Source organism: Nocardioides houyundeii, assembly GCF_002865585.1.
In the GTDB taxonomy this organism is placed as follows: Bacteria; Actinomycetota; Actinomycetes; order Propionibacteriales; family Nocardioidaceae; genus Nocardioides; species Nocardioides houyundeii.
Genome location: NZ_CP025581.1, coordinates 2324860 through 2340670, shown reverse-complemented (window position 1 = coordinate 2340670; position 15811 = coordinate 2324860). Strand labels below are relative to the sequence as shown.

Genomic DNA, 15811 nt, shown 5'->3' with positions numbered 1-15811 from the left:
CAGGCTCGCGTCATGCATGACTTCCGACAGGTCGACGTCTTCTCCGCCGAGCCGCTGAGGGGCAACCCGGTGGCGGTGGTACACGCGGCGGACGACCTCACCGAGGAGCAGATGCGGGCGTTCGCGCGCTGGACCAACCTGAGCGAGACCACCTTCCTGCTGGCTCCCACCACCGCTGAGGCCGACTACCGGCTGCGTATCTTCACCCCCGGCGGGGAGCTGCCGTTCGCCGGGCACCCGACGCTGGGCTCGGCGCACGCGTGGCTCGAGGCGGGGGGCCAGGCTCAGCACGCCGAGCGTGTGGTGCAGGAGTGCGGCGCCGGCCTGGTCACCATCCGGCGCGGGGAACGGCTCGCCTTCGCGGCTCCGCCGCTGCTGCGCAGCGGGCCCGCCGACGCGGAGACCGTGCGCGCGATCGCCCGCGCGCTGCGCATCGAGCCCTCGGAGGTCGTGGCGGCCCAGTGGGTCGACAACGGTCCCGGCTGGGTGGCGGCCCGGCTCCGCGACGCCGACGCCGTGCTGGCCCTGGACCCCGACTACGTCGCGATGGCCGACCTCGACCTGGGCGTGGTCGGGCTGTACCCGCCGGGCGGAGAGGTCTCCATCGAGGTCCGCGGGTTCGCCCCCGAGCTCGCCGTCCCCGAGGACCCGGTCACCGGGTCGCTGAACGCCGGCGTGGCCCAGTGGCTGATCGGCAGCGGCGTGCTGCCCCCGTCCTACGTCGCGGCCCAGGGCACCGCGCTGGGCCGGGCGGGACGCGTCCACGTGGACCAGGTGGGGGACACCACCTGGGTGGGCGGGGACACCAGCACCACGATCTCGGGAACCCTCCGTCTCAGGTGAGTCCCCTGGCCTGACCGGACGGCGTACAGTCGCCCCGTGCAGCAGTACCTCGACCTCCTCCAGCGGATCCTCGACGACGGCGTCGAGAAGTCCGACCGCACCGGCACCGGCACGCTCAGCGTCTTCGGGCACCAGATGCGCTTCGACCTCTCCCAGGGGTTCCCGCTGGTGACCACGAAGAAGGTGCACACCCGCAGCATCTTCGGCGAGCTGCTGTGGTTCCTGCGCGGGGACACCAACGTCAAGTGGCTCCAGGACCGCGGCATCTCCATCTGGGACGAGTGGGCGGACCAGAACGGCGACCTCGGGCCGGTGTACGGCGCCCAGTGGCGGTCCTGGCCCACCCCGGGCGGGCAGCACATCGACCAGATCGCCCAGGTGGTCCAGCAGATCCGGGACAACCCGGACAGCCGCCGCCACATCGTGAGCGCCTGGAACGTCGCCGACATCGGCGACATGGCGCTCGCGCCGTGCCACACCATGTTCCAGTTCTACGTCGCCCCGTCCGCCACCGGTCCCGGCCGGCTCAGCTGCCAGCTCTACCAGCGCAGTGGGGACGTCTTCCTCGGCGTGCCGTTCAACATCGCCTCCTACGCGCTGCTGACCCACATGGTCGCGCAGGTCACCGGCCTGGAGGTCGGCGACTTCGTGCACACCCTCGGTGACGCTCACCTCTACCTCAACCACCTGGACCAGGCGCGCCTGCAGCTGACCCGCGAGCCCCGACCGCTGCCGCGCCTCGAGCTGGACCGCGCGGTGACCGAGCTGGACGCCTTCGACCTGGAGCACATCTCGGTGCACGGGTACGACCCGCACCCGGGCATCAAGGCGCCGATCGCGGTCTAGCCGGCTGGGCGGGCGGGCTCGCCGAGGGCGACCTGCGCCGCGTACGCCGCGTGCACGGCCATCGAGTCGATCAGCGGGACCGGGCTGTCCTCGGGCCGCACCAGCAGCTGGATCTCGGTGCAGGCCAGCACCACCGCCTCCGCGCCGCGGGACGCGAGGTCCTGCAGCACCCGGGCGAAGGTCGCCCGGGACTCCTCCCGGACCACGCCCAGGGTCAGCTCGGAGAAGATCACCTCGTCCAGCACCTGCCGGTCCTCCGCGCCGGGCACCACGCAGGCGAGTCCGTGGGCGCCCAGTCGGTCGCCGTAGAACGGCTCCTCCATCACCCAGCGCGTGCCCACGACCCCGAGCGTGCCGTAGCCGGCAGCGGTCGCCGCGTGGCCGACCGCGTCGCCGATGTGGAGCAGCGGGACGTCAACGGCGGCTTCCACCGCCGGCGCCACCTTGTGCATCAGGTTGGTGGCGATCAGTACGGCCTCGGCCCCCGCACCCTGGAGCCTGCGGGCGGCGTCGCCCAGCAGCCGGCCGGCGCCGTCCCAGTCGCCGGCGACCTGCAGTGCGCGCACCGTCCCGAAGTCCATCGAGGCCAGCAGCAGCTCGGCGCTGTGGTGTCCACCGCGCTCGCGGGCCACGGCCTCGTTGATGTGGGTGTAGTAGTCGACGGTCGAGTGCCAGCTCATCCCGCCGAGGATGCCCAGAGTCGTCATGCGTCCATCCTGGCCGGTTGAGGGGATCCAAGGAACTCTGCTTCTTCTTCGACGACCCATAAGCAATGCTATGAGGCGTGGACTCCCGTCGTGTGCTCATCTTCCGGACTGTGGCCCGTGCGGGCTCGATCAGCGCTGGCGCCCGCGAGCTGGGCTGGACCCAGCCGGCGGTGAGCCAGCACCTGCGGGCGCTGGAGCGCGAGGTGGGGGGACCGCTGCTGGTGCGCGGCGCCGGCGGCGTCGACCTCACCGAAGCCGGTCGCCGCCTGCTGGCCCACGCCGACGCGGTGGCCGCCCACCTCGAGGCCGCCGCTGCCGAGCTCGACGACCTGGCCCAGCTGCGGTCCGGCTCAGCGCGGATGGCCTCCTTCCCCTCGGGGTCGGCGGTCATCGTCCCGACGGCGTTGGCGGCGCTGGCGGTCGCCGCCCCCGAGATCGAGGTCAGCCTGGTGGAGGCGGAGCCCCCGGAGGCCGCCGCGCTGGTGCGCAGCGGCGCGGTCGACCTGGCCCTGGTCTTCGGCTACCAGGAGGACCGCGCCGAGGAGGCGCTGGTGGCCGCACCCCTGGCCGAGGACCCGATCCGCCTGGTGCTGCCGGCCGACGTCGCGGCCGTGCCACGACGGTTGGCCGAGCTCGAGGACCGGCCGTGGGTCGCCGGCTGCGAGCGGTGCCGGGGTCACCTGGTCGCCTGCGCCGCCCGGGCCGGGTTCGTGCCCCGCATCCGGCACGTCACCGACGACTACGTGGTCGTGCAGGCGCTCGTCGCGCGCGGGCTCGCCGTCGCGGTGCTGCCCGAGACCGCGCTGACCGCGTTCCGACACCCCGGGGTGCGCACCGAGGAGCTGCCGGAGCTCGGCTCGCGCCGCATCGACGTGCTGCACCGACGCGGGATCGAGCGGGTCCCCGCCGTCGCCGCGCTGCTGGCCGCGCTGCAGGTCGCGGGTCCGGTCGCTGGTCCTGTCGCGGTGGGAGCCGAGCGGTCCGGCTCGGGCTCCGCGTAGGGTCGGCGCGTGCACGAGGCGGACAGGCGAGTGGTCATCGTGGCGGCTCACGCCCGGAACCGGGTGATCGGCCGCGGCGGTGAGATCCCGTGGCACCTCCCCGAGGACTTCGCCCACTTCAAGGCCGAGACGCTCGGTCACACCCTGGTGATGGGACGCGCCACCTGGGACTCCATCGGGCGTCCGTTGCCGGGACGCAGCACCGTGGTGGTCACTCGGGACCCCGAGTGGTCGCCCGGCCAGTACGGCGACCAGGTCCAGGTCGCCCACAGCGTGCCCGCGGCGCTGGCGCTCGCGGACTGCCTGCCCGGTGACACGGTGATCGCCGGCGGCGGACAGATCTATGCCGAGACGCGGGACCAGGCCACCCACATGGTGCTCACCGAGGTGCACCTGTCACCCGAGGGCGACGCGTTCTTCCCCGAGGTCGACCTCAGCCAGTGGCGCGAGGTGCGCAGGGTCTCGCGCGAGGACCTGGACTGGGTCTGGTGGGAGCGCAACCGCCTGGACGCCCGTGGCTGAGCGCGTGGCTGACATCGTGGTCTCCGCTGTCGCGTTCGTGCGCGACGGCGCGGTGCTGACGGTGCGCAAGCAGGGCACCGGCAGGTTCATGCTGGTGGGCGGCAAGCCCGAGCCCGGCGAGGACCCCGAGGACTGCGCGATCCGGGAGACCGCCGAGGAGGTGGGGCTGGTCGTCACCGACCTGGAGCTGCTGGGGGAGTTCACCTCCGCGGCGGCCAACGAACCCGGCCACACCCTGCACTCCACGGTCTACACCGCTGCCCTGCCCGGCGAGCCGGTGATCGGGGGCGAGATCGCCGAGCTGCGCTGGACCCGCCTGGACCGGTCCTACGACGACCTCGCGCCGATGCTGGAGCAGCACGTCATCCCGGCGATCCGGAGCCCTCGCTGAGCGCTCGCTGAGCGCTCCTTGAGCCCTCGCTGGGCCGGTGGCAACACCCTGCGTGAAACAGTGGGGGTCATGGAGCTGCGAATCTTCACCGAACCCCAGCAGGGCGCGACCTACGACGACCTGCTCGCCGTCGCACTGGAGGCCGAGCGACTCGGCTTCGGAGCCTTCTTCCGCTCCGACCACTACCTGCCGATGGGCACCGACGGGCTTCCCGGCCCCACCGACGCCTGGACCACTCTGGCCGGACTGGCCCGGGACACCAGCACCATCCGGCTCGGGACCCTGATGACGTCGGCCACCTTCCGCCACCCCGGCGTGCTCGCCGTCCAGGTCGCCGGTGTCGACCAGATGAGTGGCGGCCGGGTCGAGCTGGGGCTGGGCGCCGGCTGGTTCGAGGAAGAGCACACCGCCTACGGGATCCCCTTCCCCGACACCCGCGAGCGGTTCGACCGCTTCGCCGAGCAGCTCGCGGTCGTCACCGGCCTGTGGCGCACCCCGCTGGGTGAGACCTTCACCCACGAGGGGGAGCACTACGCCCTGCGCGACAGTCCCGCGCTGCCCAAGCCCGTGCAGCAGCCCGGCCCGCCGGTGCTGATCGGCGGCCGGGGCAAGCGCCGTACCCCGGCGCTGGCGGCCCGGTACGCCGACGAGTTCAACGTGCCGTTCGTGGGGCTGGAGGAGACCCGGGAGCAGTTCGGCCGGGTGCGGGACGCGTGCGAGTCGATCGGGCGGGACCCGGAGTCGATGACGTGGTCCAACGCCCTGGTGCTCTGCGTCGGCAGCGACGAGGCGGAGGTGGAGCGTCGAGCCGCCGCGATCGGGCGCGAGCCCGCCGAGCTGCGCGAGAACGGACTGGCCGGCACGCCCGAGGAGGTCGTGGACCGGATCGGCACGTTCGCGGCCCTGGGTGCGCAGCGGGTCTACCTGCAGGTGCTCGACCTCGCCGACCTGGACCACCTGCGCCTGGTGGCCGAGCAGGTGGCGCCCCACCTGTGAGCCGGCCCGGGGCAGTAGCCTTGCTCCCATGACGACCGCTCCAGCCGCACCGTTCGGCCGCATGCTCACCGCGATGGCGACGGCCTTCCACGACGACGGCTCGATCGACCTCGAGGGCACCGCGCGGATCGCCTCGCACCTGGTGGACCACGGCAACGACGGGGTCGTCGTGTCGGGGACCACCGGGGAGGCGCCGACCACCACCGTCGAGGAGGACGCCCAGCTGCTGCGCGCCGTCAAGGACGCCGTCGGCGACCGGGCCACCGTGATCGCCGGGGTGGGCACCAACGCGACCTCGCACTCCGTCGAGCTGGCCCTCAACGCCGCCAAGATCGGCGCGGACGGCGTCCTGCTGGTCACCCCGTACTACAACAAGCCCTCCCAGCGCGGGGTGCTGCACCACTTCCGTACCGTCACCGAGGCCACCGACCTGCCGGTCATGCTCTACGACGTGCCCGGGCGGGTCGGCATGTCGCTGACCACCGAGACCCTGGCCGAGGCGTTCACCTGGAGCAACGTGATCGCGGTCAAGGACGCCCTGGGAGACCTGGTGCGCGCCAGCAAGCTGGCCCAGATGGGCTACGCGGTCTACTCCGGCGACGACGTCGCCACCCTGGGGTTCCTGGCCCACGGGGGCTGCGGACTCGTCTCGGTCGTCGGGCACGTCGCGGGCCGAGAGCTCGCCTCGATGATCGAGACCTTCCTCTCCGGCGACCACGCCCCGGCGCTGGCGACCTTCAACCGTCTGATCCCCGCCTTCGAGGCGGTGATGGGCGTCCCGAACTACGGAGCCACCACGGCCAAGGCGGCGTTGCAGCTCCAAGGCGTGCTCGAGAACCGCCACGTCAGGGGACCGCTGGTTCCCCTGGACGAGACCGAATACGCCGCCCTGCGCGAGGGTCTCCTCGCCGCCGGCCTGATCTGAGGAACCCGCCTGTGTCCCACCCCCATCCCGAGCTGACCGCGCCCGGACCCCTGCCCGACGGCGGCCTGCGGATCGTCGCGCTGGGCGGTCTCGGCGAGGTCGGGCGCAACATGACCGTCTTCGAGTACGACGGCCGGCTGCTCATCGTCGACTGCGGGGTGCTCTTCCCCGAGGAGCACCACCCCGGGGTGGACCTGATCCTGCCCGACTTCGAGGCGATCCGGGACCGGCTCGACGCGGTGGAGGCGCTGGTGCTGACCCACGGTCACGAGGACCACATCGGCGCCACGCCGTACCTCCTGCGGGAGCGGGGAGACATCCCGCTCGTGGGCTCGGAGCTGACGCTGGCGCTGCTGGACCCGAAGCTGCGCGAGCACCGCCTGCGCGAGACCGTGCACCACAAGGTCCGCGAGGGCGACCGGATCTCGTTCGGGCCCTTCGACCTGGAGTTCGTGGCGGTCAACCACTCCATCCCCGACGCCCTGGCCGTCGCCATCCGCACCGGGGCCGGGATGGTCCTGCACACCGGTGACTTCAAGATGGACCAGCTCCCGCTCGACGGGCGCATCACGGACCTGCGCGCCTTCTCCCGGCTCGGGGAGGAGGGGGTCGACCTGTTCCTCACCGACTCCACCAACGCCGAGGTGCCCGGCTTCACCACCCACGAGAAGGACATCGGGCCGGTGCTGGACCGGGTGTTCCACAAGAGCGAGAAGCGGGTCATCGTGGCCTGCTTCGCCTCGCACGTGCACCGGGTCCAGCAGGCGCTCGACGCGGCGGTGGCCCACAAGCGCAAGGTGGCGTACGTCGGCCGCTCGATGGTGCGCAACATGCAGATCGCCAAGGAGCTCGGCTACCTCCGGGTGCCGGCCGGCGTGCTGGTCGACGCCAAGGAGCTCGCCGAGCTGGCGCCGGAGCGTCAGGTGCTGATCTCGACCGGCTCCCAGGGTGAGCCGATGTCGGCGCTGAGCCGCATCGCCCAGCGCAACCACAGCTTCGTGCACCTCGAGGAGGGCGACACTGTCGTCCTCGCCAGCTCGCTCATCCCCGGCAACGAGAACGCGGTGTTCCGGGTGATCAACGGGCTCTCGCGCCTGGGCGCCAACGTGGTCCACAAGGGCAACGCCCTGGTGCACGTCTCCGGGCACGCCAGCGCCGGGGAGCTCCTCTACTGCTACAACATCGTCAAGCCACGCAACGTGATGCCGGTGCACGGGGAGATCCGGCACATGCACGCCAACGCGGCGCTCGCCCGTGCCACCGGGGTGCCGGCCGCCAACGTGGTGATCGCCGAGGACGGCGTGGTGGTCGACCTGGTCGACGGCGTGGCCAGCATCGCCGGCAAGGTCGCCTGCGGCTACGTCTTCGTGGACGGCACCTCCGTCGGCGGGATCACCGAGGCCTCGCTGAAGGACCGTCGGATCCTCGGCGAGGAGGGCTTCATCTCGGTGATCGTGGTCGTGGACTCGGTCACCGGCAAGGTGTCCGGAGGTCCGGAGATCCATGCTCGCGGGTTCGCCGAGGACGACGCCACCTTCGCCGAGGTGAAGCCGGTGATCGTGGACGCCCTGGACCGGGTGATCGCGGACGGGGTGACCGACTCCTACCAGCTCCAGCAGACGATCCGGCGTGTGGTCGGGCGGTGGGTCAGCAAGGCGCACCGACGCCGTCCGATGATCATCCCGGTGGTCGTCGAGGCCTGAGACGGCGTTTCCCCTGCATGGCGTACCTGGGTCTCCCTAGACTCCGAGCACATCGTCATGGGCCCGGCCCGGAGTGGGGGAGCAGTGTCCAAGGGGATCCATCTCCTTCAGGACCCACGCCTGGGGCGCCTCTACGAGCTGATGCGGCGGGTCAACTCCTCCACCGACACCGCCGGGGTGCTGGAGGAGATCGTCGCCGGCGTCACCGATGGGCTGGGCTACGGTGTGGCGGCCATCTCCCGTATCCAGGGCGACACCCTGGTGGTGTCCACCTTCTCCGGACCGGAGCACTACCGCGCGCAGGTGCTCGGCAGGCGGCGCCCTGTCCAGCTCATCCTGGACGCGTTCGACCAGGCTGACGAGTGGGGGATCATCCGCTACGTCCCCCGCGGGCGGGTCGCCGGTGAGTTCCTCGAGGGAATGTGGGTCCCCGACTGCGACCCGGTGGAGGGCGCCGACGCCTGGCATCCCGGAGACGCCCTCTTCGGGCCGTTGTACGCCCCCACGGGCGAGCTGCTCGGCATCATGTCCGTGGACCGCCCGCCCGGTGGCCGGGTCCCGGACCAGCAGCAGCGTGAGCTGCTCGAGATGTTCGTGGTGCAGGCCGGGCTGGCCCTCTCCCACGCCCAGCACCGGGCCCGGCTGGCCGAGCAGCTGGTGGTGGGGGAGATGCTCACCAAGGTCGCCCTGGCCGGCAGCCTCGTCGACCTCGACCTGGTGCTCGAGGCGGCGGTTCGGGCGGTGGCGGAAGGGCTGGACAGCTGTCAGACGTGGCTGCGGTGCTTCCCCGAGACCCTGAACGGCTCCTGGGAGCACGCCGCTGGCTACCCCGCGCCCAACGCGGTCACCGCGGGCATCCAGACCCTGCTCGGCGACCTGGTCCGGCTGAGCGAGGCCGACCACGGGTTCCCGATCGAGGTCGGGCTGGAACCGGACCCCAGCGACCTGCTGCCGATGAGCGGGCAGGCACTGCAGCACAAGATGCGTCTGCACGACGCCACCCAGGCCGCCGTCTGCCCGATGCTGGTGGGCCGGGACGTGCTCGGCTACCTCGTGGTGATGCGGTCCGCCGACCAGCCGGCCCTGACCCCGCCCCAGCGAGCCGGCCTGGCGGAGGTGGGCCGGACGCTGGGCCCGCTGGTGCTCAACGCCCGGCTGCGCAGCACCGAGCAGCGGCTGCTGGCCGAGCTCCAGGAGCTGGACCGCTACAAGGGCGAGCTGATCGCCACCATCTCCCACGAGCTGAAGACCCCGCTGACCTCCATCATGGGTCACACCGAGCTGCTCGAGGACGGAGCCAGTCTCGACGTCTCCCTGCCGGCGATCACCCGCAACGCCCACCGGCTCCAGGGGCTCATCGACAACCTCCTGAGCTACTCCCGCCTGCAGGAGAAGCGCTCCCCGGCCCGGCAGGAAGTTGACCTGGCGGGCCTGGTCCGGGGCAGCATCGAGACCCTCGCGGTCCAGCTGGACCGCCAGGCCCTCTCCGTCTCCCTGGACGCACCGCACGGACCCGTGAGCGTCGTCGGCGACCCGGAGGAGCTGCGTCGGGTGTGCGACAACCTCCTGGGCAACGCGGTGAAGTACTCCCGACCGGGCGGACGGGTGAGCGTGCAGGTCGGCGGCGACGCCGACGGGGCGTGGCTCTCCGTGTCCGACCAGGGGCTGGGCATCTCGCGACAGGACCAGGTCCACCTGTTCTCGGCCTTCCACCGCTCGTCCAACCCGGAAGCGCTGTCCATCCCCGGCACGGGACTGGGACTGGCGATCTCACGGCGCATCGTCGAGCTGCACGAGGGCACCGTCACGGTGGACTCCACCCTGGGCCAGGGCAGCACCTTCACGGTCAGACTGCCGCGGCGACCCGATTCCCCGCGCCTGGGCTGACGGGCTCGCGGGGGCCCAGCCGCACGACCTGGTCCATGGCGTCCAGACCCACGACGCCGTGGGTGATCCACAGGATCGAACGGCCGGGCTGGCCGAGCAGCTCATCGGTGACCGCCTGCGCCGTCTCGGCGTCCAGGTGCGCGGTCGGTTCGTCGAGGATCAGGACCGGCTGGTCGGCGAGCAGGCTCCGGGCCACGGCCAGCCTGGCCCGCTCACCCCCGGAGACGTGGGCGTGCCCGTCGCCGACCATGGTGTCCAGACCGTGCGGCAGCTCCGCGAGCCAGGCGCCCAGGTGGGCTCGCACCAGGGCGTCGGTCACCTCCGCGTCCCCGGCGTCGGGGCGCGCCAGGCGCACGTTCTCGGCGACCGTGGAGCCGAAGACGTGCGGGTCGTCGTCGACCAGGCCGACCCGGGCTCGGACGTCGTCGCCCCGGAGGGCGCGGGCGTCGGTGCCGTCGACCAGCACGGCGCCGGAGGCGGGATCAAGGAACCGCAGCAGCAGGGCGGCCACCGTGGACTTCCCGCTGCCCGAGGGACCGACCAGCCCGACCCGTCCTCCGACAGGCAGGTCCAGCTGTGCCACCTCCACCACCGGACGCTCTCCCCATCCGGCGCGGACCTCGCGGAGCTCGAGGCGGGGATGGCCCAGGTCCCGGGCAGCGCCGGGCACGTCGGGCGCCACCGCGGGCGGCTGGGCGGTCAGCGCGTCCAGCCTGGCACGGGCGGCGCGGGTGCGCACCGCCACCGCTGCGGCGTCGGCCAGCGGTGAGAGGGCGTCCTCCAGAGCCAGTGGCAGCATCACCAGCAGCGCCGTCATCGCGGGCGACAGCTCGCCCCGGCCCAGCGCGCCCGACAGCCCGGTGGCCATCAGCACCAGTCCCGCCCCACAGGCCAGCGTGGTGACCGCCCGCGCCGCGGCGGTGGCCCGGACCGAGCGCTGGGCTGCCGCGCCGAGGCGCCGACCCGCGGCGGCCAGCCCGTCCAGCTCCGAGGCGGTGGCCTGCCACAGCTCGAGCTGACGGAGGCTGGCCAGGATGTGCTCCACCCGCGTCGAGACCTCGGCTCTGGCCGTCACGAAGGCCGGCTCGGCCACCGCGACGCGACGCCCGGTCACCAGGTGCGCGAGCCAGGCGACGGCGCAGATCGCCCCGGTGACCAGACCCGCCAGTGGCGCCACGAGTGCGGCCAGCACGATCGCGGTCGCCCCGACCAGCGCTGAGGTCTGCCGCGGCTGGCGGACCCGGAGCTCCTCGTCGACGAGGGCGTCGACGTCGTCCACCACCCTGGTCAGGAGATCGCCACGGCGTACGCCGAGTCGCCCTGGCACCAGGGGGACCAGGGCGTCGTACACACTCGCCCGTCGCTGGGCCAGCATCCGCAGTGCTGCGTCGTGGGAGACCAGCCGTTCGGCGTACCGCAGCACCGGCCGGGCGAGCCCGAAGGTCCGGACCCCGACGATCGCGACCATCAGCATCAGCACGGGGGATGCTCGGACGCGCGAGTGATCAGCCAGGCGGCGGTCGCGGTCAGGGCGACGCCGGAGGTGACCGAGAGCGCCCCCAGCGCGGTCGCGGTCCGGGAGCCGAACCGGGCGTGACGGCCGGGGGCGACGTCGATCGGCGCCTTCCCGGCGGCCGTCGCCCCGGGCTCAGCCACGACAATCTCGGGCTCCGCCACGACAGCCCGGGGCTCGGCCACGACGGTCGCGGGCCCGGGGTCCGCAGCCGGCAGGCCATCGGGAGCGCGCAGGGTGAGCACCAGGTCCGCGGCGGCGGCAACCTGGTCGCGGTGTGCCACCACGATCACCAGGGCCGTGCGTGCCAGGGACCGCAGCGTGTCCAGCAGGACCGCCTCCGTGGCGGCGTCCAGGTGGGCGCTGGGCTCGTCCAGCAGCATCACGGGACGGTCCGCGAGCACCACCCGCGCCAGGGCGAGGCGAGCCCGCTGGCCTGCGGAGAGACCGGCCCCGTCCTCGCCCAGCGGCGTGCTGAGCCCCGCCTCAAGCCCAGCGACGACCTCGCCCAGGTCCACGGCCTCCAGGGCGCGCCACAGCTGGGCGTCGTCGGCTCCGGGGCGCGCCACCCGGAGGTTCTCGGCCACCGTCCCGGCGCTCAGCCAGGGGCGCTGGGGAGCGGTGGCCAGGGTGGATCGCCAGACCTCCCGGGAGAGGTCGGCGAGGTCCTGGCCGTTGACCCGGACGGTGCCGAGGGTCGGCGCGAGCTCGCCCGAGAGCACCGCGAGCAGGGTCGACTTGCCGGCGCCGGAGGCACCGGTCACCGCAACGAGGCCGGTGGCCGGCAACCGGGCGGAGACGGGGTCCAGCGCCCTCTGGCGGCGGTCCGGGTAGGTGAAGCCGACGCGGTCCAGCTCCAGGTGGACGGGCGTGCCGAGCGATCTCCCGTGGGGCCCTGCAGCGGTGGAGGCCTCGGACCCGGCGACCGAGGACGGCGCCGTACCGGAGCGCAGCAGCTCGTTAGCTGCCTCGAAGGTGGCGGTGCCCTCGGCGGCGGAGTGGAACTCCGCCCCGACCCGCCGCCAGGGCCAGTAGGCCTCGGGCGCGAGCAGCAGCACGATCAGGGCGGTCTCGAAGTCGATGCCTCCGCTGGCCAGCCGCAGGCCCACGGTCACCGCGACCAGGGCGACCGAGATGGTCGCGAGGAGCTCCAGGGCGGCCGAGGAGGCGAAGGCGATCCGCAGGGTATCCAGGGTGGCCCGGCGGTACCGGTCGGTGATGCCGCGGATCGAGGCGGACTGGGCGGCTGCCCGGCGGTGCGCGACCAGGGTCGGCAGCCCGCGGACCACGTCGAGGAAGTGGCCCGAGAGCGTGGCCAGCTCTCGCCACTGGCGGGCGGCCCGGTCGCGGGTGCTCAAGCCGATCAGGATCGCGAACACCGGCACCAGGGGCAGGGTGGCCACCACGATCAGGCCCGCGAGCCAGTCGAGGGCGAAGATCGCCGCCACCGTGGTCACCGGCAGCACCGCCGCCAGGACCAGCGACGGCAGGTAGCGGGTGAGGTAGGGCTCGACCGCAGCCGTGCCGCGGGTGGCCAGGGCAGCGAGCTCACCGGTGCGGTGCCGGCTCAGCTCCCACGGGTCCATCGCAGCCGCGGCCGCCAGCAGGCGACGGCGCAATGTGGTCGAGACCAGGGTCGCGGCCCGAGCACCGCTGACGTCCACCACGTAGCCGGCGCCGGCCCGCAGCGCCACCACCACGGCCAGCGCCAGGGCCGGGCCGTGCCACTGGCCCGCGCCCGGCTCGGTGACCAGGCGCACCACCAGCAGGCCGGCCGCCACGGCCTGGGCGACGGCGAGCAGTCCCACCGTGATGCTGGCGGCCAGGCCCAGCGCCAGGGGGCGCCGGGCCGGCAGCAGGTGGGGCAGGAGGGCGGGATCCACCGGCTTCATGGCGTCAGCGCCCCACCGCGGTCGCCTCGGGGATGTGCTCGACCGAGATGCGCCGGCGGAACACCCAGTAGCTCCACGCCTGGTAGCCCAGCACGATCGGGGTGAAGATCACCGCCACCCACGTCATGATCTTGAGCGTGTACGCCGTGGCCGCGGCGTTGGTGGTGGTGAGCGAGAAGGCCGGGTCCGTGGTCGAGGGCATGACGTCGGGGAAGAGCGCGAGGAAGAGCCCGGCCACCGCCAGCGCGATGGTGACGAAGGTGCCGACGAAGGCCCAGCCCTCGCGTCCGGCGCGGTTGGCCACCAGCCCCGCCACCAGGGCCAGGGCGGCCGCGGCGAAGGCGATCGCGGAGCCGACCGAACCGGTCCTGAGCTGCATCCAGACCATGAACACGACCGCCAGGACGGCAGCCACGAGGCCCAGACGCTCTGCCAGCGCGCGGGCCCGGTGCCGGATCTCGCCGTCGGTCTTGAGCGCCACGAAGAGGGCGCCGTGGGTGGCGAACAGCGCCGCCGTCACCAGCCCGCCCAGCAGGCCCAGGGGGTTGAGGAGGGTGAACAGGTTGCCGGTGAACTCCTTGTCGGCGTCGATCGGCACCCCGGCGGCGATGTTGGCGAAGGCGACGCCCCACAGCACGGCGGGCAGCCAGGACCCGACGATGGCCGCCACGTCCCACCGCGCCCGCCAGCGGTCGTCGTCCCGCTTGCCGCGGTACTCGAAGGCCAGGTTGCGGAGGATCAGGGCGACCAGGATGAGCAGCAGGGGGAGGTAGAAGCCGCTGAAGAGCGTCGCGTACCACTCGGGGAAGGCGGCGAAGGTGGCCCCGCCGGCCACCAGCACCCAGACCTCGTTGCCGTCCCAGACGGGCCCGATGGTGTTGTACATGACGCGACGTTCCTTCTCGTCGCGGGCCAGGACCGGGAGCAGCATGCCGACGCCGAAGTCGAAGCCCTCCAGGGTGAAGTAGCCGATCCACAGGATCGCGATGAGGGCGAACCAGACGGTGGTGAGTTCCATGATCGTGTTGTCTCTTCCCTCAGTAGGCGAAGGCCAGCGGCCGGTCGTCGTCGTGACCGCCGAGCGGTGCCTCCGGCGGCTCGGAGAACGGCTCGGCGCCGATGCGGATGTACTTGACCAGCAGCCCCAGCTCGACCACCGCGAGCGCCGCGTAGAGCAGCGTCAGCACGATCAGCGAGGTGGCCGCCTCGAAGACGCTGACGCCGGGGGAGACCGCGGACTGGGTGGTCATCAGCCCGAAGACCGCCCAGGGCTGGCGCCCCATCTCGGTGAAGATCCAGCCGAACGAGTTGGCGGCGACCGCGCCCACCGGGAGCGCCAGGCCGAGCCAGGCCACCCATCGGCCGGTGCTCCCGCGGCCCGACTTGCGGGTGACCAGCAGCAGGGCCAGGGCGCCGGCTGCGACGGCCATGCCCAGGCCCATCATGAACCGGAAGGACCAGTAGGTGACGGGGACGACCGGGACGTAGTCGCCCGGGTGGTAGTACGCCGCGCCGGGGTCCTGCCCGTACTCCGCCGCGTACTGGTCGCGCAGGTCGTTGATGCCCTTGACCTCGCCGTTGATGTCGCCGGTGCCCAGCCAGGAGAGCAGGCCCGGCACCTCGATGATGTGCTGCGGGTCGGAGCCGTCGAGGTCGCCCCAGGTCAGGACCGAGAACGGCGCGTGGCTGGTGGTGTCGTACAGCGCCTCGGCCGCGGCCATCTTCATCGGCTGGACCTCGGTCATGATCTTGCCCTGGATGTCGCCGGAGACGGTGACCCCGAGACCGCCGACCAGGGCGATGACCGCTCCGATCCGGATCGCCTTGCGGTACAGCGGACGGTCGTCGCGGTGCTTGGCGCTCACGTAGAGGTAGGCCGCGACGCCCGCCATGAAGGCGCCGGCGGTCATGTAGGCGGCCAGCACCACGTGCGGGAACGTCACCAGCTGCACCTTGTTGAACATCACCGCGGCGAAGTCGACGAGCTCGGCGCGGCCGGTCTCGGGGTTGTAGGTGTGCCCGACCGGGTGCTGCATCCAGCTGTTCGCGGCCAGGATGAAGTACGCCGAGGCCAGCGTGCCGAGGTGGACCAGCCACATGCAGGCGGCGTGCAGGGCACGGGGCAGCTTGTCCCAGCCGAAGATCCACAGCCCCAGGAAGGTGGACTCCAGGAAGAAGGCGAGCAGTCCCTCGATGGCCAGGGGAGCGCCGAAGACGTCACCGACGAAGCGGGAGTAGTCCGACCAGTTCATCCCGAACTGGAACTCCTGGACGATCCCGGTCACCACGCCGAGGGCGAAGTTGATCAGGAAGAGCTTGCCGAAGAACTTCGTCAGCCGCAGGTACTCCTCCTTGCGGGTCCGCACCCAGGCGGTCTCCAGGCCCGCGACGATGGCGGTGAGGCCGATCGTCAGGGGGACGAAGAGGAAGTGGTAGACGGTGATGATGCCGAACTGCCACCGAGCGATATCGAGGACTTCCACTTTTCCTCCAGCTTTCCGGGACCGACTCGCGATCCGATCTCCACGCCGCACGACCAACTACACGACAACGTACGACGCAATGTAGTACGTCGGAGGGTAGTA

At 72.4% G+C, this 15811-nt stretch carries 14 protein-coding genes; 9 read left to right on the top strand and 5 right to left on the bottom strand.

The window, feature by feature from the left end:
• The first annotated feature begins 12 nt into the window (after window positions 1-12).
• Both C0R66_RS11225 and C0R66_RS11220 read left to right on the top strand, forming a co-directional pair.
• Window positions 13-843: a PhzF family phenazine biosynthesis protein gene (locus tag C0R66_RS11225; protein WP_101524774.1), complete on the top strand. Its 831-nt coding sequence runs from the start codon at window positions 13-15 to the stop codon at window positions 841-843.
• 36 nt (window positions 844-879) lie between these two features.
• Window positions 880-1689, top strand: a complete 810-nt coding sequence (locus tag C0R66_RS11220) for a thymidylate synthase (RefSeq protein ID WP_101524773.1) — start codon at window positions 880-882, stop codon at window positions 1687-1689.
• Here C0R66_RS11220 and C0R66_RS11215 read toward each other — a convergent pair.
• The gene (locus C0R66_RS11215) at window positions 1686-2396 is read right to left on the bottom strand and encodes an aspartate/glutamate racemase family protein (RefSeq protein WP_101524772.1); all 711 of its coding nucleotides are present in this window, start codon (window positions 2394-2396) and stop codon (window positions 1686-1688) included. The genes C0R66_RS11220 and C0R66_RS11215 overlap by 4 nt on opposite strands.
• A 77-nt stretch (window positions 2397-2473) precedes the next feature.
• On the opposite strand from C0R66_RS11215, the gene C0R66_RS11210 reads away from it, so the two are divergent.
• From C0R66_RS11210 to C0R66_RS11180, 7 genes are all read left to right on the top strand, one after another.
• Window positions 2474-3397 (top strand): LysR family transcriptional regulator, encoded by a 924-nt coding sequence (locus C0R66_RS11210; RefSeq protein WP_101524771.1) that lies wholly within the window; start codon window positions 2474-2476, stop codon window positions 3395-3397.
• A gap of 9 nt (window positions 3398-3406) precedes the next feature.
• Window positions 3407-3919 carry a dihydrofolate reductase gene (locus tag C0R66_RS11205; RefSeq protein ID WP_101524770.1) on the top strand — a complete coding sequence of 171 codons (513 nt, stop codon included), beginning with the start codon at window positions 3407-3409 and terminating at the stop codon, window positions 3917-3919.
• 4 nt (window positions 3920-3923) lie between these two features.
• Entirely contained in the window at window positions 3924-4310 is a 387-nt protein-coding gene (locus C0R66_RS11200) for an NUDIX hydrolase (RefSeq protein WP_199286645.1), read from the top strand.
• A 69-nt stretch (window positions 4311-4379) separates the two neighbouring features.
• The gene (locus C0R66_RS11195; protein WP_101526200.1) at window positions 4380-5306 is read left to right on the top strand and encodes an LLM class F420-dependent oxidoreductase; all 927 of its coding nucleotides are present in this window, start codon (window positions 4380-4382) and stop codon (window positions 5304-5306) included.
• Window positions 5307-5334: 28 nt separating this feature from the next.
• The gene (dapA, locus tag C0R66_RS11190; protein WP_101524769.1) at window positions 5335-6231 is read left to right on the top strand and encodes a 4-hydroxy-tetrahydrodipicolinate synthase; all 897 of its coding nucleotides are present in this window, start codon (window positions 5335-5337) and stop codon (window positions 6229-6231) included.
• A gap of 11 nt (window positions 6232-6242) precedes the next feature.
• Window positions 6243-7934: a ribonuclease J gene (locus C0R66_RS11185; RefSeq protein ID WP_101524768.1), complete on the top strand. Its 1692-nt coding sequence runs from the start codon at window positions 6243-6245 to the stop codon at window positions 7932-7934.
• A 57-nt stretch (window positions 7935-7991) separates the two neighbouring features.
• Window positions 7992-9821, top strand: coding sequence for a sensor histidine kinase (locus tag C0R66_RS11180; RefSeq protein WP_158648007.1), 1830 nt, complete (start codon window positions 7992-7994; stop codon window positions 9819-9821).
• Here C0R66_RS11180 and cydC read toward each other — a convergent pair.
• From cydC to C0R66_RS11160, 4 genes are read right to left on the bottom strand one after another with little or no spacing between them, the layout of a single operon-like run.
• On the bottom strand, window positions 9781-11295 hold the full coding sequence (gene cydC / locus C0R66_RS11175; RefSeq protein ID WP_241901663.1) for a thiol reductant ABC exporter subunit CydC: 1515 nt from the start codon (window positions 11293-11295) through the stop codon (window positions 9781-9783). The two genes, C0R66_RS11180 and cydC, sit on opposite strands and share 41 nt — an antisense overlap.
• The gene (gene cydD / locus C0R66_RS11170) at window positions 11295-13226 is read right to left on the bottom strand and encodes a thiol reductant ABC exporter subunit CydD (protein ID WP_101524765.1); all 1932 of its coding nucleotides are present in this window, start codon (window positions 13224-13226) and stop codon (window positions 11295-11297) included. The genes cydC and cydD overlap by 1 nt, the downstream gene beginning before the upstream one ends.
• 4 nt (window positions 13227-13230) lie before the next feature.
• On the bottom strand, window positions 13231-14244 hold the full coding sequence (gene cydB, locus C0R66_RS11165; protein WP_101524764.1) for a cytochrome d ubiquinol oxidase subunit II: 1014 nt from the start codon (window positions 14242-14244) through the stop codon (window positions 13231-13233).
• A 19-nt stretch (window positions 14245-14263) separates the two neighbouring features.
• A complete protein-coding gene (locus tag C0R66_RS11160) occupies window positions 14264-15709 on the bottom strand; it encodes a cytochrome ubiquinol oxidase subunit I (protein WP_101524763.1) in 1446 nt (481 codons plus the stop codon).
• Window positions 15710-15811 lie beyond the last annotated feature (102 nt).

Coding starts and splice junctions, on each gene's coding strand:
- C0R66_RS11195 (WP_101526200.1), top strand. CDS start 4,380: ATGGAGCTGCGAATCTTCACCGAACCCCAGCAGGGCGCGACCTACGAC.
- dapA (WP_101524769.1), top strand. CDS start 5,335: ATGACGACCGCTCCAGCCGCACCGTTCGGCCGCATGCTCACCGCGATG.
- cydB (WP_101524764.1), bottom strand. CDS start 14,244: ATGGAACTCACCACCGTCTGGTTCGCCCTCATCGCGATCCTGTGGATC.
- cydD (WP_101524765.1), bottom strand. CDS start 13,226: ATGAAGCCGGTGGATCCCGCCCTCCTGCCCCACCTGCTGCCGGCCCGG.
- cydC (WP_241901663.1), bottom strand. CDS start 11,295: ATGCTGATGGTCGCGATCGTCGGGGTCCGGACCTTCGGGCTCGCCCGG.
- C0R66_RS11215 (WP_101524772.1), bottom strand. CDS start 2,396: ATGACGACTCTGGGCATCCTCGGCGGGATGAGCTGGCACTCGACCGTC.
- C0R66_RS11180 (WP_158648007.1), top strand. CDS start 7,992: ATGGGCCCGGCCCGGAGTGGGGGAGCAGTGTCCAAGGGGATCCATCTC.
- C0R66_RS11225 (WP_101524774.1), top strand. CDS start 13: ATGCATGACTTCCGACAGGTCGACGTCTTCTCCGCCGAGCCGCTGAGG.